Raw genomic sequence first — 20,133 nt, 5'->3', positions numbered from 1 at the left:
AGAACTGAACAGTATTGGGCTATTATGTATTCTCACCTAATTAAGCAACAAAGCCGAGGTTTATTGTAAACCAACAATTAAACTTGCTAATGGCGCTGAATCAAACAATGTATGCAGGTTTAAGGGGATTACAAATGGTGAGAAAATTTCCGGTTATGCGCTACCAGCGTGCGAAATTGATAAGAGCTATATGACTCTTAAAAAAAGCAGCAGCATACTCAATCAGAGTCCTAATTATACATTGATATGCCATTGAATTTTAAATAATAGGACTTTGTTTCCAGAAAATGCTTATGGGATCAGTTATTTCCTTTGCCAAAGGGTAAAACACCTTGCTTCAGATTAATTAGGAGATGCATCCTTCGAACAAGAAAGCCACATGGAGAGCAGATGTTTGGAGGTCTATACTCAGATGGGGTATTACTTTACGGAGGCAAAGATGAGTATTGCAAACCGATTGGATCGCTATTTAAGTGAACATAACATCCCGTTTGGAACTGTTCGGCATAGCCATAGCCAAAGTTCACTGCAAAGTGGTGTGGCGGCCGGAATTCCTCTAGTTTCTTTAGCTAAGGGCATTGTGTTAGAGGATCATGATGGTCATCATATGATGGCGGTGTTGCCTGCCAAAAATAAGATTAGCCTTTCAAGGCTTAATGAGGAGCTGAACGCGAGTTTTCATCTTGTTAAAGAGAAGCAACTTTACGAGATGTTTGAAGACTGCGAAAACGGTGCGGTGCCTCCGGTTGGGAGCGCATATCATATGTCGATGACGTTCGATGAAGTGTTAACGAGGCAAAACTACGTCTACCTTGAGGCAGGAGACCACGAAACCTTAATTAAGCTTGATCAAGAGTCTTTCCAAAGATTAATGGGTGGAAGTAGAATGATGCGTTTTAGCAGTGAGATCTTTCATTAGAAGTTATTCTTTTTGTCTTGGTTAAGCTGTGACGAAGCCACTTTTCAAGGGTGGCTTCTTTTTAGCTGACTAAAACTTTTTGAGAGATAATTGTATGCGAAACAACACGTAATTTATTGAGTTAGAATTGTGCAGAAATAAGTTCGATTAATTCGTTTTCAGTTTCAGGCATTCTTTCTAATTCAACCGAACATGAAGCGCCACCTTTGAGCATGTAAGCATTTGTCGTGCAGTGGTCGTGATGAAACCATTTGCCGTTAATGCAAACGTCAGTATAGCAGCGAGGGTCTTTTTTTAATTCCATTTGATACTTCCTTGTTAATTCCCTGTTAACACAATAATAACATAACCTTACTAAGACTAGGGTAAAATGATCTGGATCAATTTAAGTTCACGACTAGACCAAGGTAGTAGTGATCTCGCCTGCAGCAAAAACAAAAGGGGAGCGAAGCTCCCCAAATTTGATTTAATTAGATGTCTGCAAGTTATGGCTAGGCTTGAGCAAATTTGTAGGTGCGGTAACCGCCAATGAGATTACGCGCTTTGTACCCATTATTCACCAATTGACGGTAAGCAACGTTACCGCGTAACCCAACTTGGCAATAAATGACGATTTCTTTATCTTTCGGCAACTCAGCGATACGTTGGCGTAGTTGATCGACAGGAATGTTAATTGCTCCTTCGATAAATCCGACATTTTCTAGTTCTGCGGGATTGCGAACATCAAGTAACACTTGGTTATCGCTAAGCGAATCTATTTGGTCATAATGTATCGGGGTCGAGTCACCTAGGATAATGTTTGTGGCGACAAATGCTGCTTGGTTAATAACATCTTTGGCACTGCCGTAAGGTGGCGCATAAGTCAGTTCAAGGTGTTGAAGCTGCTCAACCGTCATACCAGCACGCTGTGCAACCGCCATGACATCAATACGTTTATCAACGCCATCTTTCCCCACCGCTTGCGCACCAAAGATTTTGCCATTATGTGGGTCGAACAGTATTTTGAATGAGACAATTTCTGCTCCAGGGTAGTAGCTCGCATGGCTTGCTGTGTGAACGTAGACTTTTTCGTAGTCAATGCCTTCACGCTTAAGTTGCTTTTCGTTTTTACCCGTAGATGCCACTGCGAGATCAAAGATCTTACAGATAGCAGTGCCTTGTGTACCTTGATAGGTTTCTTGGCGTCCTAGCATATTGTCTGCGACCATACGACCTTGGCGGTTAGCTGGGCCTGCAAGCGGTACGAGCGTTTGTGAGCCAGTGACAAAGTCTTTTTCTTCGACGGCGTCACCAACCGCGTAAATACTTGGATCGCTAGTTTGCATCATTTCATTGGTGTAGATACCACCTAGCTCACCAATTTGAAGTCCTGCTTCTTGAGCTAGCTTGGTTTCTGGGCGTACACCAATTGCCATGATCAAAATATCTGTGGTTAAGGTTTCACCATTGTTTAGTGTAAGGTTTAGCTCGCCTTCGATGTGCTGATGTGCCGAATCTTCCCCTGACTCAAGTGAGGCGATATGTTCGTTCGCAACGTACTCAACCGCTTCAAGGGCAACCCCTAGTTTCAAGTCGATGCCTTTTTGCTTAATTTCAGCATGGGCAAAGCCTGCCATTTCGCGATCGACAGGCGTCATCACTTGATCTGACATTTCGATTAAGGTGGTTTTGATCCCCAACTGATGGAAAGCTTCCATCATTTCAAGGCCAATAAAGCCTCCACCAACAACGGTTGCATGTTCAGGCTTGTTGATTTGGATGGTATGAATGATGCGATCCATATCGGGAATGTTGCGCAGCGAATGAGTGAGTGGGTTATCGATACCCGGAATTGGCGGAACTAAAGGGCCAGCGCCCGGGCTAAGCAATAAAAAGTCGTAGCTTTCGGTATACTCGCTGTTATCGATTAGATTTCGTACTGTAACCGTTTTACTGCTGCGCTCAATAGAGACCACTTCATTCATCACACGGACGTCGACATTAAAGCGCGCTAAGAAGCTTTCAGGAGTTTGTAGAAGTAATTTGCTTCGCTCTTGGATGTCCCCCCCAATATGGTAAGGAAGACCACAATTTGCGAACGAAACGAATGGACCTCGTTCAAACATGATAATTTTGGCATCTTCACTTAAACGGCGTGCACGAGCAGCAGCGGAAGCGCCACCAGCTACACCACCAACAATTAAAATCTTAGTCATATCAACCTCTGTTACTTAAACCCAAGCTTCTTTAGTACAACAACCGCAGGGCAGAATCCTGTGAACGCACTCTGAATCAAATTTGCTCCGACGAAAAGCGTCAACCAAACAAAGTTTGAACTGACTGTCATTGTCAGGCCGACTGATAAAATGACCATTCCACCGGCAAGGACTCGAATAGCATCTTCTAGTGTCATAACAAAGTATCCGTTTCATTCATGCATTGTTGGGATTTACTATAGAGTCATTAATTAGCATTGTCTAATGTTAATTTGTCTAAATATTAAAAGGCTAAATTAGCATTGACTAAAATACATTTATAAGTATCATCTAATATAGTTTGGGTACTTGGAGTAATTGTATGAACGTTGAGTTTTCTGATTTAAAAGAGATGCAGAACAATGCGGTAGAAGCCTCCGAATTACTCAAAGTGATGGCTCATCCAGAAAGATTGATGGTGTTGTGCCAACTGACTCAGGGAGAGGTGGGAGTCGGGGAGCTTCAGTCGAGCTCTTCTCTTAGTCAGTCTGCGTTTTCTCAGCACCTAACTGTGTTGAGAAAACACAAATTAATCAAAGCGCGTAAAGAATCTCAGCAGGTTTTCTACTCATTGTCTGACCCACGAGTCGAGACCTTGATTCAAACGTTGCATACCGTATTTTGCGGATAATAGTTGTAAGGTGATTGAATAAATGAATATTCCTTGGGATTCCTTGTTTGGGGGGGCGTTGCTCGGTATTTCAGCCGTATTACTTCTGCTGATAAACGGAAAAGTCGCTGGGATTAGCGGTGTAATTAATGGTTTAGTCAGCCCAAAAGAGGGTGATTATTCATGGAGATTGCTCTTCGCTATTGGCCTTATTTCTGGCGGGTTGCTCACTTTGTTACTGACAGGGATAGATGCGCCCGACACAAGTAGTACGCCAATGATGGGGATTGTACTAGCGGGTTTGCTCGTTGGAGCAGGGACTCGCCTCGCCAATGGCTGTACAAGTGGCCACGGGATAGTTGGCATAGGCCGATTATCGAAACGTTCAATAGTCGCAACTTCTATTTTCATGTGCATAGCCGCAGTCACGGTTTACGTTCGACTTCACATATTTAGGTAAGTTACAGATGAGATCTACTATTTTACGCTTAGCTCCGTTAGTCAGCGGACTATTGTTTGGTGTAGGAATGACAATATCAGGAATGATCGAGCCGCAAAAAGTGATTGGTTTTCTTGATGTAATGGGTGAATGGGACCCGAGTTTGTCATTTGTAATGGGTGGAGCCTTGATGGTGTTTATGCCATTTCACTGGATGTACATCAAGAAAAAATCAACGGCGATGGATGGCTCGTTTATGTCAACCCCTACCCAAAATAAAGTTGATGCCAAACTGGTAATTGGCGCAGCCGTGTTTGGATTAGGTTGGGGGCTAGCCGGTATATGCCCAGGGCCTGCGGTGGCAAGTTTGGCACTTGGTAATAGTGATATTTTGTTATTTTTCAGTTCGATGCTAGCAGGTTCGTTATTTATTAGTGCGTTAAGCTTATCAACTAAAAAGTTTACCTCGCCGGTCAAAGCGAATTAGAGCGTTAGGAGAACAGAATGAATAGAAGTTCGACCAAGGATGGTGTCGTTCATTCAATTATGAACAGCTTCTTTCCGCCCATTATCATTGTTTTTCTGTTGGCCGTCGGTGCGGTGTCTTTGTGGCTGACGCCTAAAGAAGAAGATCCTCAAATTGTTGTGCCAATGGCGGATGTGTTGATTGAAGCTCCAGGGCTCAGTTCACAACAAGTAGAAAGGCAAGTTACCGAACCACTTGAAAAATTGCTAAGTCAAATAGATGGCGTGGAGTATGTTTACTCCTCTTCATCAGATGGAGCCGCTCAGGTTATTGTGCGTTTCTTTGTCGGCGAACCGCGTGAAGATGCGCTTGTTAAGCTGTACAACAAACTTTATTCCAATCAGGATCATATTCCTCCTTCCGTCACTCGCTGGCTGGTAAAGCCAGTCGAAATAGATGATGTGCCTATCGTAGTCGCTGCACTGTATTCAACTGACCCTAATCAGGTAAATAGGCACGATCTCAAGCGCATCGCAGACCAGGCGACACTGGGCATTAAATCAATACCGTCAACAAATGGCGTTCAAGTGGTCGGTGGGGAATCTAAGCTCATTAGTGTCGAATTAGATTCAGTCGCGATGGAAAGCTTCGGAATCACCTTAAGGGATTTAAACTTTGCTTTTGACGTTAGCCACAATAAACAGCAAGCGGGTTCAATTCAGATTGACGGCAATCGGTATCTAATAGAGTCAGGCCGACTACTTACCAATGCTCAGGAGGTCGGTGATCTGGTTGTAGCCGTCGTCAATAACAAACCGGTGTTTTTTCGCGATGTCGCGAAGGTAATTGAGCGCGCAGCGGAGCCTTCCAATGACACTTGGTACATCGATGCAAAACAGCAAGTTGAACATCCGGCCGTATTCATTTCAGTGGCTAAGCAAAAAGGTTCGAATGCGGTAGATGTAGCGAGTCAAACTGTTGAGAAGCTTTATGCGTTGCAACAAAATCAGTTTCCGCCTTCTGTCAAAGTCGACATCATTCGAGACTATGGTAAAACCGCAGATGACAAAGTTTCCAATCTCGTCTCGAGTTTAGCCATTTCAGTCCTGACGGTTGTTGTGTTTGTCGGCCTATTTTTAAATTGGCGCAGTGCGCTGGTTGTCGGGATTGCGATTCCGTTGAGTTACAGCGCGGCATTAGGACTAGATTTACTGTTTGGCTACACGATCAATCGAGTCACCTTGTTTGCGCTAATTCTTGCTTTGGGTTTGATTGTGGATGACCCAATTGCCAGCATCGACAATATCGAGCGGTATTTGAAACGCAAAAATCTACCTCGCTCAAAGGCAATTGTACTTGCGATGGGAGAAATACGTAGTGCGCTGATAATGTCGACGGTTGCTATCGTAATTGTATTTACGCCAATGTTCTTCATTACAGGGATGATGGGGCCTTATATGGCACCATTGGCTTTTAATGTACCTGTGAGCGTTGTGGTGAGTACGTTAGTGGCGTTTTTTATCACGCCTTGGCTTGCTAAAAAGATCCTCAAAGGAGCAGCTTCGTCAGGTCAGTATGACTTCGAGTCATCAACGCTCTATCAGGGTTATGCGCGGTTACTGACACCGCTGCTTAAAAGTCGTAAAAAAGCGTGGCTATTTCTTACCTTTGTCGCTTGTTTGTTTATTGCTGCGGTACTGTTACCGGCAATGCGACTTGTACCACTGAAGCTTTTACCCTACGACAACAAAAACGAATTTCAGTTGGTGTTAAACATGCCTGAATCTTCAAGCTTTGTTGATACCTCTAATACGCTACGTGTTTTCTCTGACTATCTAGTGACTGTACCTGAAGTAGAGTCGGTATCTGGCTTTGCGGGTATTGCTTCACCAATGGACTTCAACGGTATGGTGAGGCATTACTTTATGCGTAACCAACCGCATCAGGGCGAGTTACGTATTGTTTTGGCAGAAAAAGATCAACGTGCAATGCAGTCACATGAGATAGTGACGCGACTTCGCAGTGATTTAGAACACATTGCCACTCGTTTTGATGCATCAATTCAACTTGTCGAAGTTCCCCCCGGGCCTCCGGTTATCGCAACAATTACCGCAGAAGTCTATGGTGAGGAGCATACCTCTTACCAAGAGTTAATGGGTCAAGCACAACGTGTTGCCGAGCGGCTATCTATAGAGCATTTTGTCACGGAAGTTGATACCAGCGTTGATCAACAATTAGAAGCTTGGCAATTTATCGTCGACCAAGAAAAAGCCGCCTTGTCTGGGGTGTCGATACAAGAAGTTAACGAGACCATAGCAGCGGCAAATAACGGCTATGTCATCGGTCAGTTGGGTTCCAATAGAGAGGTTAACCCACTAGCAGTAGAAATTCGCTTACCTCGTGACCAAAGGGATGAGCTTGATAGCCTATTGCGCCTTTATGTAAGGGGGCAGGCAGGGGTAGTGAAGACCCTCGAAAATGGCTCGCTGGTTGACGCGCCGCAACCATTAGTACAGTTAGGTGAAATAGGGCGGTTTGAAAAACGCATTGTACATACGCCGATTTATCATAAGAACCTAAAACCTGTTGTTTATGTGTACGCAGAAACAGCGGGCCGAGTACCCGGAGAAATCATTGCCGATGTCATAGCTGACCAAAATAGACCGATTGAAAAAAACTGGGTTGAATGGAATGAACGTACTTACTTAAACAACGGTTCTGGTAAACCTTGGCAGGTTAACGAAGACATTAATGTCGTCTGGAGCGGTGAAGGCGAATGGAAAATTACCATCGATGTGTTTCGAGACTTAGGTATTGCCTATGGCGCGGCACTATTTGGTGTGTTTATCGTTATGCTGGTTCAAACAAGCTTACCTGCGGTTGCCGGGATCATCATGTTAGCAATTCCCTTAACCGTTATCGGCATCATGCCCGGTTTTTGGCTGCTCAACAGTATGAGTCAAGAGATTAACGGTTATCCAAACCCTGCGCTGTTCACTGCGACCGCCATGATTGGTATGATTGCTCTCGCGGGCATTGTGGTGCGCAACTCACTGGTTTTGATTGAGTTTATACAGCAATCTCTTGCCAATGGGGAGCCACTACACAAGGCATTGATTCAGTCTGGTGCAGTAAGAATGAGGCCGATACTACTCACTGCCGGAACAACGCTTTTGGGGAATGTCATTATCACCCTAGACCCAATCTTTAATGGCTTAGCGTGGGCGATCATATTCGGGATCGCAGCCTCAACCATCTTTACCTTGATTGTCATTCCAGTCGTTTATAACCTCGCGTATGAGCGAGTTGAAGGGCATGGAATGCCGATATACAACAAAGAATTAAAACACCGAGAAAGCAGGAGAGACGACAATGAATAAGAAAACATGGCTGCTTGGTGGATTACTATTTAGCGGTTTAGCTGTTCTGTTTTTGTATATGGCGGGAGTGTTTACGCCAAAACTGCCTGTAGAGCGCCAAGTCCGTATGATGAGCGCTCCAAGCTTTGATACAGCTAAGCTTGTCGCAAGTGAAGAAACGATAAAAAGAGAGTTTTCAGGGCGTGTGGTTGCTGAACAAAAAGCAACGGTTGCCTCAAGGTTAACCGCCACCGTCGCCGAAGTGATCGTAAATGTCGGTGATCGAGTAAAGCAGGGCGATATTCTGATACGGCTAGAGAGCGGTGATCTCGATGCTAAGGTAGAACAGACTGAGCAAGCGCTTATCTCTGCCCAATCAACGTTAAACAATGCGAGAAAAGAGTATCAACGCGTTAAGGAACTCCTAAACAGAAAGCTTGTGCCTCAATCTCAATATGACCAAGCAGAGAATCATCTGCAAACCTCACAAGCAGCGCTAATGCAAGCTAAAGCGGCCGTTACAGAGGCAGAAACCACTTTTGGTTATAGTGTTATTACTGCTCCTTTTGATGGCATCATTACTCAGAAGATGGCGTATCAAGGGGATACTGCGACGCCGGGTTCCGCCTTGTTATCTATGTATAACCCCCAATCCCTTGTCGTTGAGGCAAATATTGCAGAATCTGCCTTACCTCATATCGAGCTGGGTAAAACACTGGCATTAGATTTACCTACTAATGGCATCATCATAGATTCTACTGTGAGTGAAATTACACCGTCAGCAGATGCTGGCTCTCGTAGCTATCTCATTAAATTGGCTTTTGAAACCGAGAAAAGAGTATACCCGGGTAACTTTGCGCGAGTGTCCGTCGAGCTAGGCACCCAGCAAGTGGTGCGTGTTCCGTTAGAGGCCATCTATCAAGTAGGGCAACTGGACTATGTCAAAGTAGTGCAAGGGGGAGAGGTGCATACACGGTTAGTTCAACTAGGTGAAGATTTCCGTGTACGCAAAGGACTTAAGGCGGGTGATATTGTGGTACTCAATCCGAGCGATATTTAACCACAAAAGATAAACAGCCCCTAATGTATTTGCATGCTCAGTGGACAGTGATCGCTCAGTGTATATTCGAGGACATCTGGCACTGGAAAAACGATTTGCTCAGGCTTTGTTGTCGCGAGTGCTTCGCTAACAACGATATGATCAATCAATGACCTGAATTGGTGAGTCCTTTTTGGGTTGTTACGCGATTTAACTTTGCACTCAGCTTTGGTCTGTTTTGATGCGAGGTGAGCAGAGGTACCTTGGGTCATTTCTTTCCATAGCCAGTCGCCTTGGTAACTGAGGTTATGGTTAAAATCGCCCAATATAACGTAAGATTCACCGCTCGACTCTCGCTCTTTAATCCAATGATTTAGGGTTTTCCCTTGTTGTTTTAGCGTTTTACAATCGCGACTATTACGATAAGCACCAGAGCAACGAGCTTTTAAGTGTACAGACAAAGCATGGATTGGATTACTACTGTTTGGGTTTAGCACAATATAAGTCGCAAATCTTAGTTTGCTGTTGCTACTGCTATCGAGATGGATATCTTCGCGATTAAAAACGTTTATTCCTTTCTTTACCGCAAATCCTGTGTATTGATTAATCTCATCAAACTGATGCTTTTTATTGGTAGGCAAGCTTCTTTGTGAAAAAAACAGCTGATAGTCTGAGCCAATCACGCGCTTTAGCGCGATAGGGTCGTTGACCTCTTGAAAGGCGAGAACTTGAGGAGCAATAGAAGCAAAATGACGGCTTAAGGCGAAGTAGTCATCTTCGTTTCGCTGTGAAGACGAAAATTTCTCTGAAGGCGTGTTGCTCAACCATTCGATATTCCAAGTCGCATAAACGGAGTCGTTGGCGCTAGAATAGAAAGACAGCAAACATAACAGCGAAACAAAAAGTGACCAACTTTTAGGGGGTAGCATAGGCTTAACTCAATGAAATATATTGCAGCCTTTATGCTACAAGACATCCCAAAAATGCAAGTAGGATTTGTTGCATTTTTCTAATTTTCATCATTTTCTTTCCAACTGAGATCAGTGCCACTAAGATCGATTTGATCTTGAGCGAGGGTCTAATTTTATTGATCGAAATCAATACTTTCTCCTGTGTCATTTCGTTAAATACGCCACAATATATAGTGTTAGTCGAATAATAAACCGCCCTATATAGTGTGTTTGTGGATAACTCTGTGAGTATGCTGGGGTAAGGAGAAAAGGTGAAACCAATCGTAATCAAGCGTGATGGCTCTAGAGCTCCGTTTAGCAGGGATCGTATTCAAGCTGCAGTGGAATCGGCAGCAGAGCACGTTGATAAAGAAATCGCAATTTATGCACTGAATGTAGCACTTGCGGTTGAGCTTCAGCTAAAAGATCACGATGAAGTACACATCAATGACATCCAAACCTTAGTAGAAAATGAGCTAATGCAAGGGCCTTATAAGTCGCTTGCCCGTGCTTACATCGAATATCGACATGATCGTGATATTGCGCGCGAAAAACAAAGTGCGTTGACCCGTGAGATCGAAGGCTTAATTGAAGAAAGCAATGTTGATTTAATCAACGAAAATGCGAATAAAGATGGCAAGGTTATCCCTACTCAGCGTGATTTACTGGCTGGCATTGTAGCGAAGCACTACGCGAAGACACACATTTTACCGCGTGATATCGTTCAAGCTCATGAAGTGGGCGATATTCACTACCACGATTTAGATTACGCGCCGTTCTTCCCAATGTTTAACTGTATGCTGATTGATTTAAAAGGCATGCTAACTCACGGCTTTAAGATGGGTAACGCTGAGATTGATACGCCTAAATCCATCTCTACTGCGACAGCGGTTACCGCGCAGATCATCGCGCAAGTGGCGAGTCATATATACGGTGGCACGACGATCAATCGGATTGACGAAGTACTTGAACCCTATGTGATGGCGAGTTATCACAAACACCTAGAGATCGCAAAAGAGTGGGATATTCCAAATCCAGAAGCGTTCGCTACATCGCGAACTGAAAAGGAATGTTATGACGCGTTTCAATCTCTAGAGTATGAAGTCAACACACTACACACAGCGAATGGCCAAACACCGTTTGTAACCTTTGGTTTTGGTCTAGGTACAAGCTGGGCTTCGCGACTCATTCAACAATCAATTCTGAAGAACCGTATCGCGGGGCTAGGTAAAAATCGTAAGACAGCGGTGTTCCCTAAACTAGTATTTGGCATCAAAGATGGTTTGAATCACAAGTCGGAAGACCCAAACTACGACATTAAGCAACTTGCGCTTGAATGTGCCTCTAAACGTATGTACCCAGATATTCTTAACTACGACAAAGTGGTTGAAATTACTGGTTCATTTAAAACGCCGATGGGTTGTCGTAGCTTCTTAGGTACTTATGAAGAAAACGGCGAGCTTATCCATGAAGGTCGTAACAACCTAGGTGTGGTGAGCTTGAATCTGCCGAGAATTGCTATCGCGGCTAATCGTGATGAGAAGCAGTTTTATAAACTTCTTGATGAGCGTTTAAATCTTGCTCGTCGCGCGCTTGAGACGCGTATCTCGCGTCTAGAAAATGTAAAAGCCCGTGTTGCTCCAATTCTATACATGGAAGGGGCTTGTGGTGTTCGTTTGAAGGGTGACGAGCCAATTGCCAATATCTTCAAAAACGGACGCGCTTCAATTTCACTAGGTTACATCGGCATCCATGAAACCATTAATGCGCTGTTCGGTGACGAAACGCATGTATACGATGATTCTGCATTACGTCAGAAAGCAGTTGATATCGTTAAGTATTTGAAAGAAAAAGTGAATCAGTGGGCTGAAGAATCTGGTTATGGCTATAGCCTATACGGAACGCCAAGTGAAAACTTGTGCAGCCGATTCTGCCGAATTGACACTAAAGAGTTTGGTGTTATCAAAGGGGTAACAGACAAGGGTTACTACACAAACAGCTTCCATCTTGATGTTGAGAAGAAGGTTAACCCATATGATAAGATCGATTTTGAAATGCCGTATCCGTACATCTCAAGTGGTGGCTTTATTTGTTACGGCGAGTTTCCAAATATGCAGCGTAACATTGAAGCGCTAGAAAACGTTTGGGATTACAGCTATAGCCGCGTTCCTTATTACGGCACCAATACACCGATCGACGAGTGTTATGAGTGTGGTTACAACGGCGAGTTTGATTGTACGAGCAAAGGATTCACCTGCCCAAGCTGTGGTAATCACGATTCGACCAAAGTTTCGGTTACTCGACGTGTTTGTGGCTACCTAGGCAGTCCAGATGCAAGACCGTTCAACTTCGGCAAGCAAGAAGAAGTGAAACGACGCGTGAAGCACCTGTAATTTTTCGCAAGAAACGACTTCTAATCGAGCCCTAGATGTTAGGGCTCATTTTATTTAAAGAGCGATATCATGAACTACCACCAGTATTATCCAATCGACGTTGTTAACGGACCGGGTACCCGATGTACGCTGTTTGTGTCGGGTTGCGTTCACCAGTGCCGAGGGTGTTACAACCAATCGACGCAACGATTAGATTCTGGTGTGTTGTTCACCCAAGAGGCGGAAGACCAAATTGTCGCTGATCTGAATGATACAAGAATAAAGCGCAGAGGTTTGTCACTGTCGGGCGGCGATCCGCTTCATCCTGCAAATGTGCCACATATTCTAAAACTGGTTAAACGCGTTCGACAAGAATGCCCGGATAAAGACATTTGGGTCTGGACGGGCTATACGCTTGCTGAGCTAAGTGACGAGCAAAGGGAAATTACTCAGTACATTGATAGCCTGATTGATGGCAAATATGAGCAGGACAAACGAGACTTAAACTTAGAGTGGCGTGGGAGCTCGAACCAAATCATCCATAGCTTTAAGCTGTAGTGTTCAAAATCGACCAGTAGATATCTCTATTGGAAATGCAAAAGTTAAATAATTGTTAACCCGAATGGTTTTTTATCCTGTTTTGCTCTGACAGGATGAAATTTTATTTCTAGATCTATCGATTAGATGGTAAGTTGAAGTCCGTTACTTGAATTTCAAAGGGTTGTGACTTTCATGTTCTCTCATTTACCGACTCCTACATTGGATCCTATTCTTTCTTTATCTGTTGCATACCGCAATGACCCGCGTGCTGACAAAGTTGATCTTGGCATTGGGGTATACAAAAACAGCGCTGGTGAAACGCCAGTCATGAAAGCAATTTCTCAAGCGCAAGATATCGTTGTCGCTGAGCAAAAAACTAAATCTTATGTTGGCCTTGCAGGCTGTGAAGAGTTTAACCAGTCAATGGTTAGCTTACTCCTCACTGGCACGTCAGCAATGGATCGTGTTGCTGCTATACAGACACCGGGCGCGAGTGGCGCGCTGCGTATGCTTGGTGACTTGATGAAAGTTGCCCAGCCAAATACCACGGTATGGATCTCTAATCCAAGTTACGTAAACCACCGCCCGGTTATGGAAGCTGCTGGATTAAAAGTTAAACACTACCGCTACTTTAGCCCTGAAACCAAGCAAGTTGATGTCGATCAGATGATGTTTGATTTGTCTCAAGCAGGCCCAGATGATGTCGTTTTACTACACGGTTGTTGCCACAATCCAACTGGTGCAGATATCGATTTTTCTGCTTGGCAAGCAATCACTGAACTGTCTCAGAAAAATGGCTTCATTCCTTTTGTCGATATCGCGTATCAGGGCTTTGGTGATGGCTTAGAGGAAGACGCAAAAGGTCTACGTTTTATGGCCGATAACGTCGAAGAAATGCTGATTACCACGTCTTGTTCTAAAAACTTTGGCTTATATCGTGAGCGTACTGGTGCTGCCGTTGTGGTAGGCAAGTCACAGAGTGATGTGAACAACGCAAAAGGTAAGCTATTGACGCTCGCACGCGCGACTTACACTATGCCACCTGACCATGGTGCGGCATTGGTCAAGACCATTTTGCAGAATGAGCGGCTGACTCAAGTTTGGAAACAAGAGCTAAGTGAAATGCAGCAGCGTTTAGTTAACCTCCGCCAGACTTTATGTGATGAATTGAGAAATAGCCAAAATACTTCACAATTCGACTTTATAGACAGTCACAAAGGTATGTTTACTGTGCTAGGCTTTAGCCAAGACCAGATGACGCAACTCCGTGAAGAATATGGCATTTATGGGGTAGGTGATGGTCGAATCAATATCGCTGGTCTGACTGAAAAGGACATACCTTACGTTGCAGAGGCGATAGTTAAAGTTTCTTAAGTGTAATGGGGTCGTTAGGCCCCATTTTAATCACTTCTGTTTTGTTGAGTTAGGTGAACAAATGAATAAAACGTGGAAAACACTGATTCCATTTTTTTTAAGTGGTGGTTTGATGGCGTGTTCAACCACAGGACAACAGCCCGTCGAACCAGAGCAGAAGCCACAAGTCGAACAGCCGAAAGAAGAGGCTGAAAAACCAAAGGTAGAGGAACCTAAAAAAGAGGTTGAAAAGTCAGCTAAACCTGAAGAAAAACCAAAGCCGCCCGTCGTTAAAGATCAGCCTAAGAAAACCCCTGATGGTAAATTGCTGCTAGGTGCAGAAGAATGGGTATACGTTCCTGGGCTTGAGGAAAGCTTTAGAGCGCGTGTTGATACGGGGGCGACAACTTCTTCTGTCAGTGCCATCGATATCGTCCCGTTTGAGCGCGACGGTAAAGACTGGGTTAAGTTTAAGGTTGAGCACGATGGAATCAAGAGCAAAGAAATCGCGCTTCCGGTGAAACGTTGGGTTAAAATTCGACAATCTAGCACTGACGATACCCATAAACGGGCTGTTGTCGAAGCTTGGGTTCAACTTGGTGATCTAAAAGAAAAAACAGACTTCACCCTAGCTGATAGAACGCATCTTACTTTCCCGTTGCTACTCGGGCGCAGCTTTTTCAAAGATGTCGCAGTCGTCGATGTTAGCCAGAAATACATTCAAGATAAACATAAATAGCCCGACTAATTGACTAATTACAAAGCCAGCACTCGAATAATGTGCTGGCTTTTTTAATTGCTGGATCATGTTTTTGTCGTTTACGTGTGGGAATTTTATGCGATTGAGTTAATATTTTCGCGAAAATGGTCGGTCATTCGAACATCTGCTACCACTCCCCCTATTAAACGAACAAGTGGCGATGTTACGAAAACATAACGAGAAAGGAGTCATATATGAAACACCTGTCGATGGCTGTCGTACGTAAAAATGGCAAAGTACTGGTTCAAGAGCGCTATAGAGCGAAGAAAGGTATGGTTTTTGAGTTTCCAGGCGGGGCTGTCAATGACAACGAGTCAGGTACCGATGCCGCAGCGCGCGAGCTATTTGAAGAAACCAAAATGAAAAGTGTTAAACACTCCGCTACGTTCAGTGCGATAAACGATTTTGGTGGGCGCATCTATTACGCAATTTTCAATGCAAGTGAGCAGCAAGAGCCACTTGCGTTAGAGGCGGATAGGAAGCAGACGTTTCATTGGATGTCGCCAGAAGAAATTCCATTGGATGATTTCTATCAAGCTGACGTTGAGTTTATTAAACGCCACTTAATGCAAGAGCAGCTTGCTTAGCTGTTGGCTGAGGTTATATGAACAAATAAAAAGCCAATCAGCGAAACGTTGATTGGCTTTTTTGTGCGTGTGGCGTAATCCAACTACTGGATTTCTAGTAGCTCAACGTCAAAAATCAGAGTCGCCGCTGGTGGGATAGGGCCAGTACCGTTCTTGCCGTATGCAAGTGGGCTAGGGATATACAGACGGAACTTGTCACCTACAGACATGTAGGTAAGGCCTTCTTGCCAGCCTTTTATCACTTGATTAAGCTTAAAGCTGATTGGCTCACCACGTTCAACAGAACTATCGAAAACAGTACCGTCAATTAGCGTACCGTGATAGTGAACTTTTACTGTGCTTGTGGTTGTTGGATGCTCAGTACCCTCTCCCTTATGCAGAACTTCATATTGCAGACCACTTTCCGTCATTACAACCGATTCTTTCTTTTCATTTTCGAGTAAGAAAGCTTGACCTGCCGCGAAGTTAGATTCGCTTGCCTTATGGTTTGTGTACGTACGGTAGATGAAAAAGCCCGCTAATATAAAAATAATAATCGGGAAAACAAATTTAGACATAAATACTATCCGTTGAATTAAGGTTGAGTAAGTAAGAAATTAATTGTGCTGGCAATGCCCGCTACATCCTGATGTCCGCTAGTCATGATTTGGTATTTGCCATTTACAATAAAAGTAGGAACAGCGTTAATTTGACCTTTGGTCGTAATATCGTCGGCAATTTGCATGGCAGCAAAAAGCTGTTGTTGCTGCTCTTCGTTAAAGTCATATGGGCTGATCAAGTCGCGGCTGTGGAAAACCAAATCCAGTGCAGCCTTTTTTTCTGCCGGAGTTGCACCGTCTCCCATTTGAATTGCAGTAAACATTTCGCTCATCATGGTATGATCGGGCTTGTTACCTAACTGCATCTCAGCGGCATAATAAATCATCGCTCCAATTTGAGCGCTTTCATTGAAGGTCACATGAACTTTGCCGATGCTTTGGCCTGTTAGCTTCTCTATCTCGGGAATTTCGTTTTCCATTTGACGGCAATGACCACAATTTAGCGAGAAAACCTCTGTCACCTGAGGAAGCTTAAACGTTGAGAGGTTGGTCGGCAATTGTTGGTATTGTTTTCCCTCTACGGGTTGAGAGTTATCGGAACAGCCTACGATCAAGGCCGCAACTACAATTATCAGAAATGACGCAATCTTTTTCATTTGGTTTCTCTATTTGTCGCAGGTAAACAAAGCCCCGTGGCTTAATTCGTTTACTCGTGAATTATCAGTGTATAGATTCTACTTGTTCCGAAGCCGAAGCGAAACTACGCCCATAGAGGATTGAATGATAATTGTATTTCGAAAGATGAAATTTGAATAAGGAATGTGCGATAGCCACTACATTTAACATGTAAGAAAAAAAGTTTGCCTGTTGGCTAAAGTAACAGCGAGATTGCCGATATAGATAATGTATCGGCATGGAACTTACGGTGAATCAATGAAGTACTTAATCTTTCCTTTAATTCTCGCACTTGCAGGGTGTGGCAGCCTACCAAAGGACATGACTCTATTAGGTGGTGATCTTCTCGATACTGCACCGACATCTGACTTTGAAGTTCGCTACCCTGAATGGGGTGTAGCGCCGGTAATTGTTTCGTCTGGTGTGAAAGGACCTATGGGGCAGCAGAGAACACAAAGCTACAGTGATCTGCAGAGCTTTTTGGTTAGCAACGGTGTCGATTATGAAATACTACCAGGGAATCACGTTATGGTTAAACTCAAAGACACCATAAAGTTTAATACTGGCTCATCACACGTATCACCAGACTCTAAATATTGGTTGAACATGATGGGAAGCTACCTCGCGACGCAGCCTGGTATCGATATCGTTATCGACGGACATGCGGATAGCACTGGTGCTCCTTCATTGAATGACAAACTTTCAGTAAAGCGTGCGACAGCAGTCAAACAGCAGTTGGTGCGTAACAATGTTGCGATGGATTCCATATTCACCCGTGGCTATGGCGAATATGTACCCGCCTGTAGCAATAAAACCAAAACAGGCAAAGCGTGTAACCGACGAGTAGAAGTCCTGTTTATTGTTGCCAATAATTAAGGACGTTAGGTTTTACAATCCTGTAGATACAATAATATGATTTGTCCGCAACGCCTTGGCTTTTCAGTCATGGCGTTTTGTCGTTGGAAAGTGACTCAAGCAAATTATACATAACGAAAAGCCCCAGATTAGCTGTCTAATCTGGGGCTTTTTTAAATAGTTAGGCTTAGTTAAGCGGCGCTTTTAACTTGTTCGCTTTTTTTTTCGCTTTGCATTTTTGCAAGGAAGTATACGTTAACGCATGCGATGAAGCCGTTAGTTACAACGACAGGCCATGCATCAATCATAAGCCCGTAAGCAGTAAATAATGCACAACCAATGAAGTTTAAAACTCGTAGTCTAACGATGTCTTTCATTGTTAGTGAAATCGCAACCATAATTGATGCTGCGTAACCTAAAATTTCAACCATATCCATAATTTGACCCTCTATAATTTTTGCCGAACTTAGTCGGTACCAATTCTTCTCGTCTTGAGATAAGTGAGGAAGCTCCGTGCCTCGAATGGTCTGAATGATTAACTGGTGTGAAATATAACAAGGCTAAATATGTGATAAAAGCCCGAAAAATACGAACGGAGAAGGTTAGCGATTACGCAAACGTTTTACGTTGTTTGCAGAAATATTATAACCATTCATGTTGGTTGGCTAATACTATATTAAGCTAAAAAATAAAGCCCACACGTAAGTGTAGGCTTGGCATTCGATTGGTGAAAAACTTACTTTTTCTTACCTTGAATAACCTTATCTTCTTCAGTCAATTCGCGGATACGGCGGCTGATGTCACGGCGTTCTTTTGAAATCTCCGCGCTCTTGATGATATGGTCGTCAACGCGGTCTTCGTAATCCGCTTTCATGTTTTTGATGATGCCAACGATCTCTTCGTTGCTCATATCTGGTTTAATGTAATCAATCAGGTTTTCTAGTAGGTCGACACGTTTACGGTTATCGCGTACTTTCTTTTCATTATCAATAAGCTCACGTTTTAGCTTATTCTTACGACGTGCTTGAGACACGATTTCAATTACACCACTCATAGGTCCCTTTCCTAATTTTTGAATAACTAACAAAGATTAAATCACAACAATCAGTGTGAGAACAGCCCTAAGATCAATCATTACAGTACGTTGACGCTTTTGTCACCAATCTGTTGGCATCTGATTGTGACGAATGAAACTTCGAGATATGATTTAAACATTGAAAGTCAACGTGTAATACAAAATGAGGACGTCGCAGATTATTATCCCTGTGGTTGAGTCTGATGAACAGATTCACCGATCAAAGAAGTTGCTTGATGCTTATAGAAAAGAGCGTGCTCAGCAAGAGATAACTGAAGTAGAGCTAAACCGTAGCAAAATAGTGATGATAGATGAGAACGGAAATATCAAGAAAGTTCCCATCCTCTCCGAGCACTGATGCAGTGTTTGTGAACAAGAATAAGGAAGTAACATGAATATCGAGCTTACGCCTATTGAAGCGCGTGTAATTGGTTGTCTTATCGAGAAAGAAGTCACTACACCCGACTACTATCCACTTACACTCAATAGCTTAACAACCGCATGCAACCAAAAAAGCAACCGTGAACCTGTTATGTCTTTGAGCGATGCAGAAGTCCAAGACGCGGTAGATGCTTTAACTGCACGCAGGCTGGTTAGTGATGAAAGCGGATTCAACAGCCGTGCCAACAAATATCAACATCGTTTTTGCAACACAGAGTTTGGTGACCTCAAACTAACAAAACAAGAAAAAGGGATAGTGTGCTGTATGTTGCTTCGTGGTGCACAAACTCCAGGAGAACTCCGTACACGCACTAACAGGCTTGCAGAATTTGTTGATGTAAAAGAGTTAGAATCTGTACTTGATAGAATGGCATCCAGAGAAGATGGTGCGCTTGTCGTTAAATTGCCGCGTGAAGCTGGAAAACGCGAATCGCGCTACATGCACCTATTCAGTGGCGAAGTGGATGTGGAGGTATTAATGAGCTCAACATTCACTCAAGCAAGCAGTAGCAGTGGTCGATTTGAACAGTTAGAACAGGAGGTAGCGAGCCTTAAGGTGGAACTCTCTGAATTGCGTGCGCTAGTTGAGCAGCTAACCAATTAATGCTGGAACAAGTATCGAATGATAAAGATGCGCGTTCGAATTGGTACGTTTACCTGATTCGAATGCGCAACAATGCTCTTTATTGCGGCATTACCACTAATGTAGAGCGACGCTTTAAGCAACATCAACAAGGAACGGGTGCTAAAGCACTAAAAGGAAAAGGACCGCTTATATTAGAGTGGTATCAAGGAGCCGGCGACAATCGTAGTAGTGCCTCAAAGCTCGAATATCAAATCAAACGCCTATCTAAGCAGAAAAAAGAGCAACTCATCACAAGTCAACAGCGTCTTACTATTGAATAATAAGTAACCAATTG

The 20,133-nt window shown here is 43.6% G+C and carries 23 protein-coding genes; 15 read left to right on the top strand and 8 right to left on the bottom strand.

Annotated features, from left to right (window positions below; translation table 11 throughout):
• Positions 1 to 439: 439 nt before the first annotated feature.
• The gene (locus tag APB76_RS02900) at positions 440 to 919 is read left to right on the top strand and encodes an aminoacyl-tRNA deacylase (protein WP_054962824.1); all 480 of its coding nucleotides are present in this window, start codon (positions 440 to 442) and stop codon (positions 917 to 919) included.
• Positions 920 to 1,040: 121 nt separating this feature from the next.
• Here APB76_RS02900 and APB76_RS02895 read toward each other — a convergent pair whose 3' ends face one another.
• The 3 genes from APB76_RS02895 to APB76_RS02885 form a co-directional block, all read right to left on the bottom strand.
• Entirely contained in the window at positions 1,041 to 1,223 is a 183-nt protein-coding gene (locus APB76_RS02895) for a hypothetical protein (RefSeq protein ID WP_049846272.1), read from the bottom strand.
• A 187-nt stretch (positions 1,224 to 1,410) separates the two neighbouring features.
• The gene (locus APB76_RS02890) at positions 1,411 to 3,114 is read right to left on the bottom strand and encodes an FAD-dependent oxidoreductase (protein ID WP_054962825.1); all 1,704 of its coding nucleotides are present in this window, start codon (positions 3,112 to 3,114) and stop codon (positions 1,411 to 1,413) included.
• An 11-nt stretch (positions 3,115 to 3,125) separates the two neighbouring features.
• A complete protein-coding gene (locus APB76_RS02885; RefSeq protein WP_054962826.1) occupies positions 3,126 to 3,311 on the bottom strand; it encodes a YgaP family membrane protein in 186 nt (61 codons plus the stop codon).
• 164 nt (positions 3,312 to 3,475) lie between these two features.
• Between APB76_RS02885 and APB76_RS02880 the strand changes: the two genes are divergently transcribed.
• The 5 genes from APB76_RS02880 to APB76_RS02860 are packed head-to-tail and all read left to right on the top strand — an operon-like array spanning position 3,476 to position 9,087.
• The gene (locus APB76_RS02880; protein ID WP_054962827.1) at positions 3,476 to 3,784 is read left to right on the top strand and encodes an ArsR/SmtB family transcription factor; all 309 of its coding nucleotides are present in this window, start codon (positions 3,476 to 3,478) and stop codon (positions 3,782 to 3,784) included.
• 22 nt (positions 3,785 to 3,806) lie between these two features.
• Complete coding sequence (locus APB76_RS02875; protein ID WP_054962828.1) at positions 3,807 to 4,223, top strand: YeeE/YedE family protein; 417 nt, start codon at positions 3,807 to 3,809, stop codon at positions 4,221 to 4,223.
• Positions 4,224 to 4,230: 7 nt separating this feature from the next.
• A complete protein-coding gene (locus tag APB76_RS02870; protein ID WP_049846267.1) occupies positions 4,231 to 4,689 on the top strand; it encodes a YeeE/YedE family protein in 459 nt (152 codons plus the stop codon).
• Between the two features lie 17 nt (positions 4,690 to 4,706).
• Positions 4,707 to 8,048 (top strand): efflux RND transporter permease subunit, encoded by a 3,342-nt coding sequence (locus tag APB76_RS02865; RefSeq protein WP_054962829.1) that lies wholly within the window; start codon positions 4,707 to 4,709, stop codon positions 8,046 to 8,048.
• Positions 8,041 to 9,087 (top strand): efflux RND transporter periplasmic adaptor subunit, encoded by a 1,047-nt coding sequence (locus APB76_RS02860; protein WP_049846265.1) that lies wholly within the window; start codon positions 8,041 to 8,043, stop codon positions 9,085 to 9,087. Before APB76_RS02865 ends, APB76_RS02860 begins: the two co-directional genes overlap by 8 nt.
• A 20-nt stretch (positions 9,088 to 9,107) precedes the next feature.
• Here the strand turns inward: APB76_RS02860 and APB76_RS02855 are convergent, their stop codons facing one another.
• Positions 9,108 to 9,995: an endonuclease/exonuclease/phosphatase family protein gene (locus APB76_RS02855; RefSeq protein ID WP_054962830.1), complete on the bottom strand. Its 888-nt coding sequence runs from the start codon at positions 9,993 to 9,995 to the stop codon at positions 9,108 to 9,110.
• A 293-nt stretch (positions 9,996 to 10,288) separates the two neighbouring features.
• On the opposite strand from APB76_RS02855, the gene nrdD reads away from it, so the two are divergent.
• From nrdD to APB76_RS02830, 5 genes are all read left to right on the top strand, one after another.
• The gene (nrdD, locus tag APB76_RS02850) at positions 10,289 to 12,409 is read left to right on the top strand and encodes an anaerobic ribonucleoside-triphosphate reductase (protein ID WP_054962831.1); all 2,121 of its coding nucleotides are present in this window, start codon (positions 10,289 to 10,291) and stop codon (positions 12,407 to 12,409) included.
• Positions 12,410 to 12,478: 69 nt separating this feature from the next.
• Complete coding sequence (nrdG, locus tag APB76_RS02845) at positions 12,479 to 12,946, top strand: anaerobic ribonucleoside-triphosphate reductase-activating protein (RefSeq protein WP_054962832.1); 468 nt, start codon at positions 12,479 to 12,481, stop codon at positions 12,944 to 12,946.
• Positions 12,947 to 13,120: 174 nt separating this feature from the next.
• On the top strand, positions 13,121 to 14,302 hold the full coding sequence (locus APB76_RS02840) for an amino acid aminotransferase (RefSeq protein WP_054962833.1): 1,182 nt from the start codon (positions 13,121 to 13,123) through the stop codon (positions 14,300 to 14,302).
• A 61-nt stretch (positions 14,303 to 14,363) separates the two neighbouring features.
• The gene (locus APB76_RS02835) at positions 14,364 to 15,020 is read left to right on the top strand and encodes an ATP-dependent zinc protease family protein (RefSeq protein ID WP_049846260.1); all 657 of its coding nucleotides are present in this window, start codon (positions 14,364 to 14,366) and stop codon (positions 15,018 to 15,020) included.
• A gap of 215 nt (positions 15,021 to 15,235) precedes the next feature.
• Positions 15,236 to 15,628, top strand: coding sequence for an NUDIX hydrolase (locus APB76_RS02830; protein ID WP_049846259.1), 393 nt, complete (start codon positions 15,236 to 15,238; stop codon positions 15,626 to 15,628).
• 83 nt (positions 15,629 to 15,711) lie between these two features.
• Here APB76_RS02830 and APB76_RS02825 read toward each other — a convergent pair whose 3' ends face one another.
• On the bottom strand, positions 15,712 to 16,185 hold the full coding sequence (locus APB76_RS02825) for an FKBP-type peptidyl-prolyl cis-trans isomerase (protein ID WP_049846258.1): 474 nt from the start codon (positions 16,183 to 16,185) through the stop codon (positions 15,712 to 15,714).
• A 17-nt stretch (positions 16,186 to 16,202) separates the two neighbouring features.
• Complete coding sequence (locus APB76_RS02820; protein ID WP_049846257.1) at positions 16,203 to 16,823, bottom strand: thiol:disulfide interchange protein DsbA/DsbL; 621 nt, start codon at positions 16,821 to 16,823, stop codon at positions 16,203 to 16,205.
• Positions 16,824 to 17,100: 277 nt separating this feature from the next.
• On the opposite strand from APB76_RS02820, the gene APB76_RS02815 reads away from it, so the two are divergent.
• On the top strand, positions 17,101 to 17,718 hold the full coding sequence (locus APB76_RS02815; RefSeq protein WP_049846256.1) for an OmpA family protein: 618 nt from the start codon (positions 17,101 to 17,103) through the stop codon (positions 17,716 to 17,718).
• A gap of 170 nt (positions 17,719 to 17,888) precedes the next feature.
• On the opposite strand, the gene APB76_RS02810 is transcribed toward APB76_RS02815, so the two are convergent.
• Together APB76_RS02810 and APB76_RS02805 are read right to left on the bottom strand one after the other, a co-directional pair.
• Positions 17,889 to 18,134: a YgjV family protein gene (locus APB76_RS02810; RefSeq protein WP_004749658.1), complete on the bottom strand. Its 246-nt coding sequence runs from the start codon at positions 18,132 to 18,134 to the stop codon at positions 17,889 to 17,891.
• 299 nt (positions 18,135 to 18,433) lie between these two features.
• Complete coding sequence (locus tag APB76_RS02805; RefSeq protein WP_049846255.1) at positions 18,434 to 18,751, bottom strand: DUF496 family protein; 318 nt, start codon at positions 18,749 to 18,751, stop codon at positions 18,434 to 18,436.
• 184 nt (positions 18,752 to 18,935) lie between these two features.
• Between APB76_RS02805 and APB76_RS02800 the strand changes: the two genes are divergently transcribed.
• From APB76_RS02800 to APB76_RS02790, 3 genes are read left to right on the top strand one after another with little or no spacing between them, the layout of a single operon-like run.
• On the top strand, positions 18,936 to 19,130 hold the full coding sequence (locus tag APB76_RS02800; protein WP_054962834.1) for a hypothetical protein: 195 nt from the start codon (positions 18,936 to 18,938) through the stop codon (positions 19,128 to 19,130).
• Between the two features lie 33 nt (positions 19,131 to 19,163).
• Positions 19,164 to 19,817 (top strand): YceH family protein, encoded by a 654-nt coding sequence (locus APB76_RS02795; RefSeq protein ID WP_049846253.1) that lies wholly within the window; start codon positions 19,164 to 19,166, stop codon positions 19,815 to 19,817.
• On the top strand, positions 19,817 to 20,119 hold the full coding sequence (locus tag APB76_RS02790) for a GIY-YIG nuclease family protein (protein ID WP_049846252.1): 303 nt from the start codon (positions 19,817 to 19,819) through the stop codon (positions 20,117 to 20,119). The genes APB76_RS02795 and APB76_RS02790 overlap by 1 nt, the downstream gene beginning before the upstream one ends.
• Positions 20,120 to 20,133 lie beyond the last annotated feature (14 nt).

The sequence above is a fragment of the Vibrio bivalvicida genome, from assembly GCF_001399455.2.
GTDB lineage: Bacteria > Pseudomonadota > Gammaproteobacteria > Enterobacterales > Vibrionaceae > Vibrio > Vibrio bivalvicida.
Note: the sequence above shows the minus strand (reverse complement) of the source record. Positions and strands in the feature narration are given on the sequence as shown.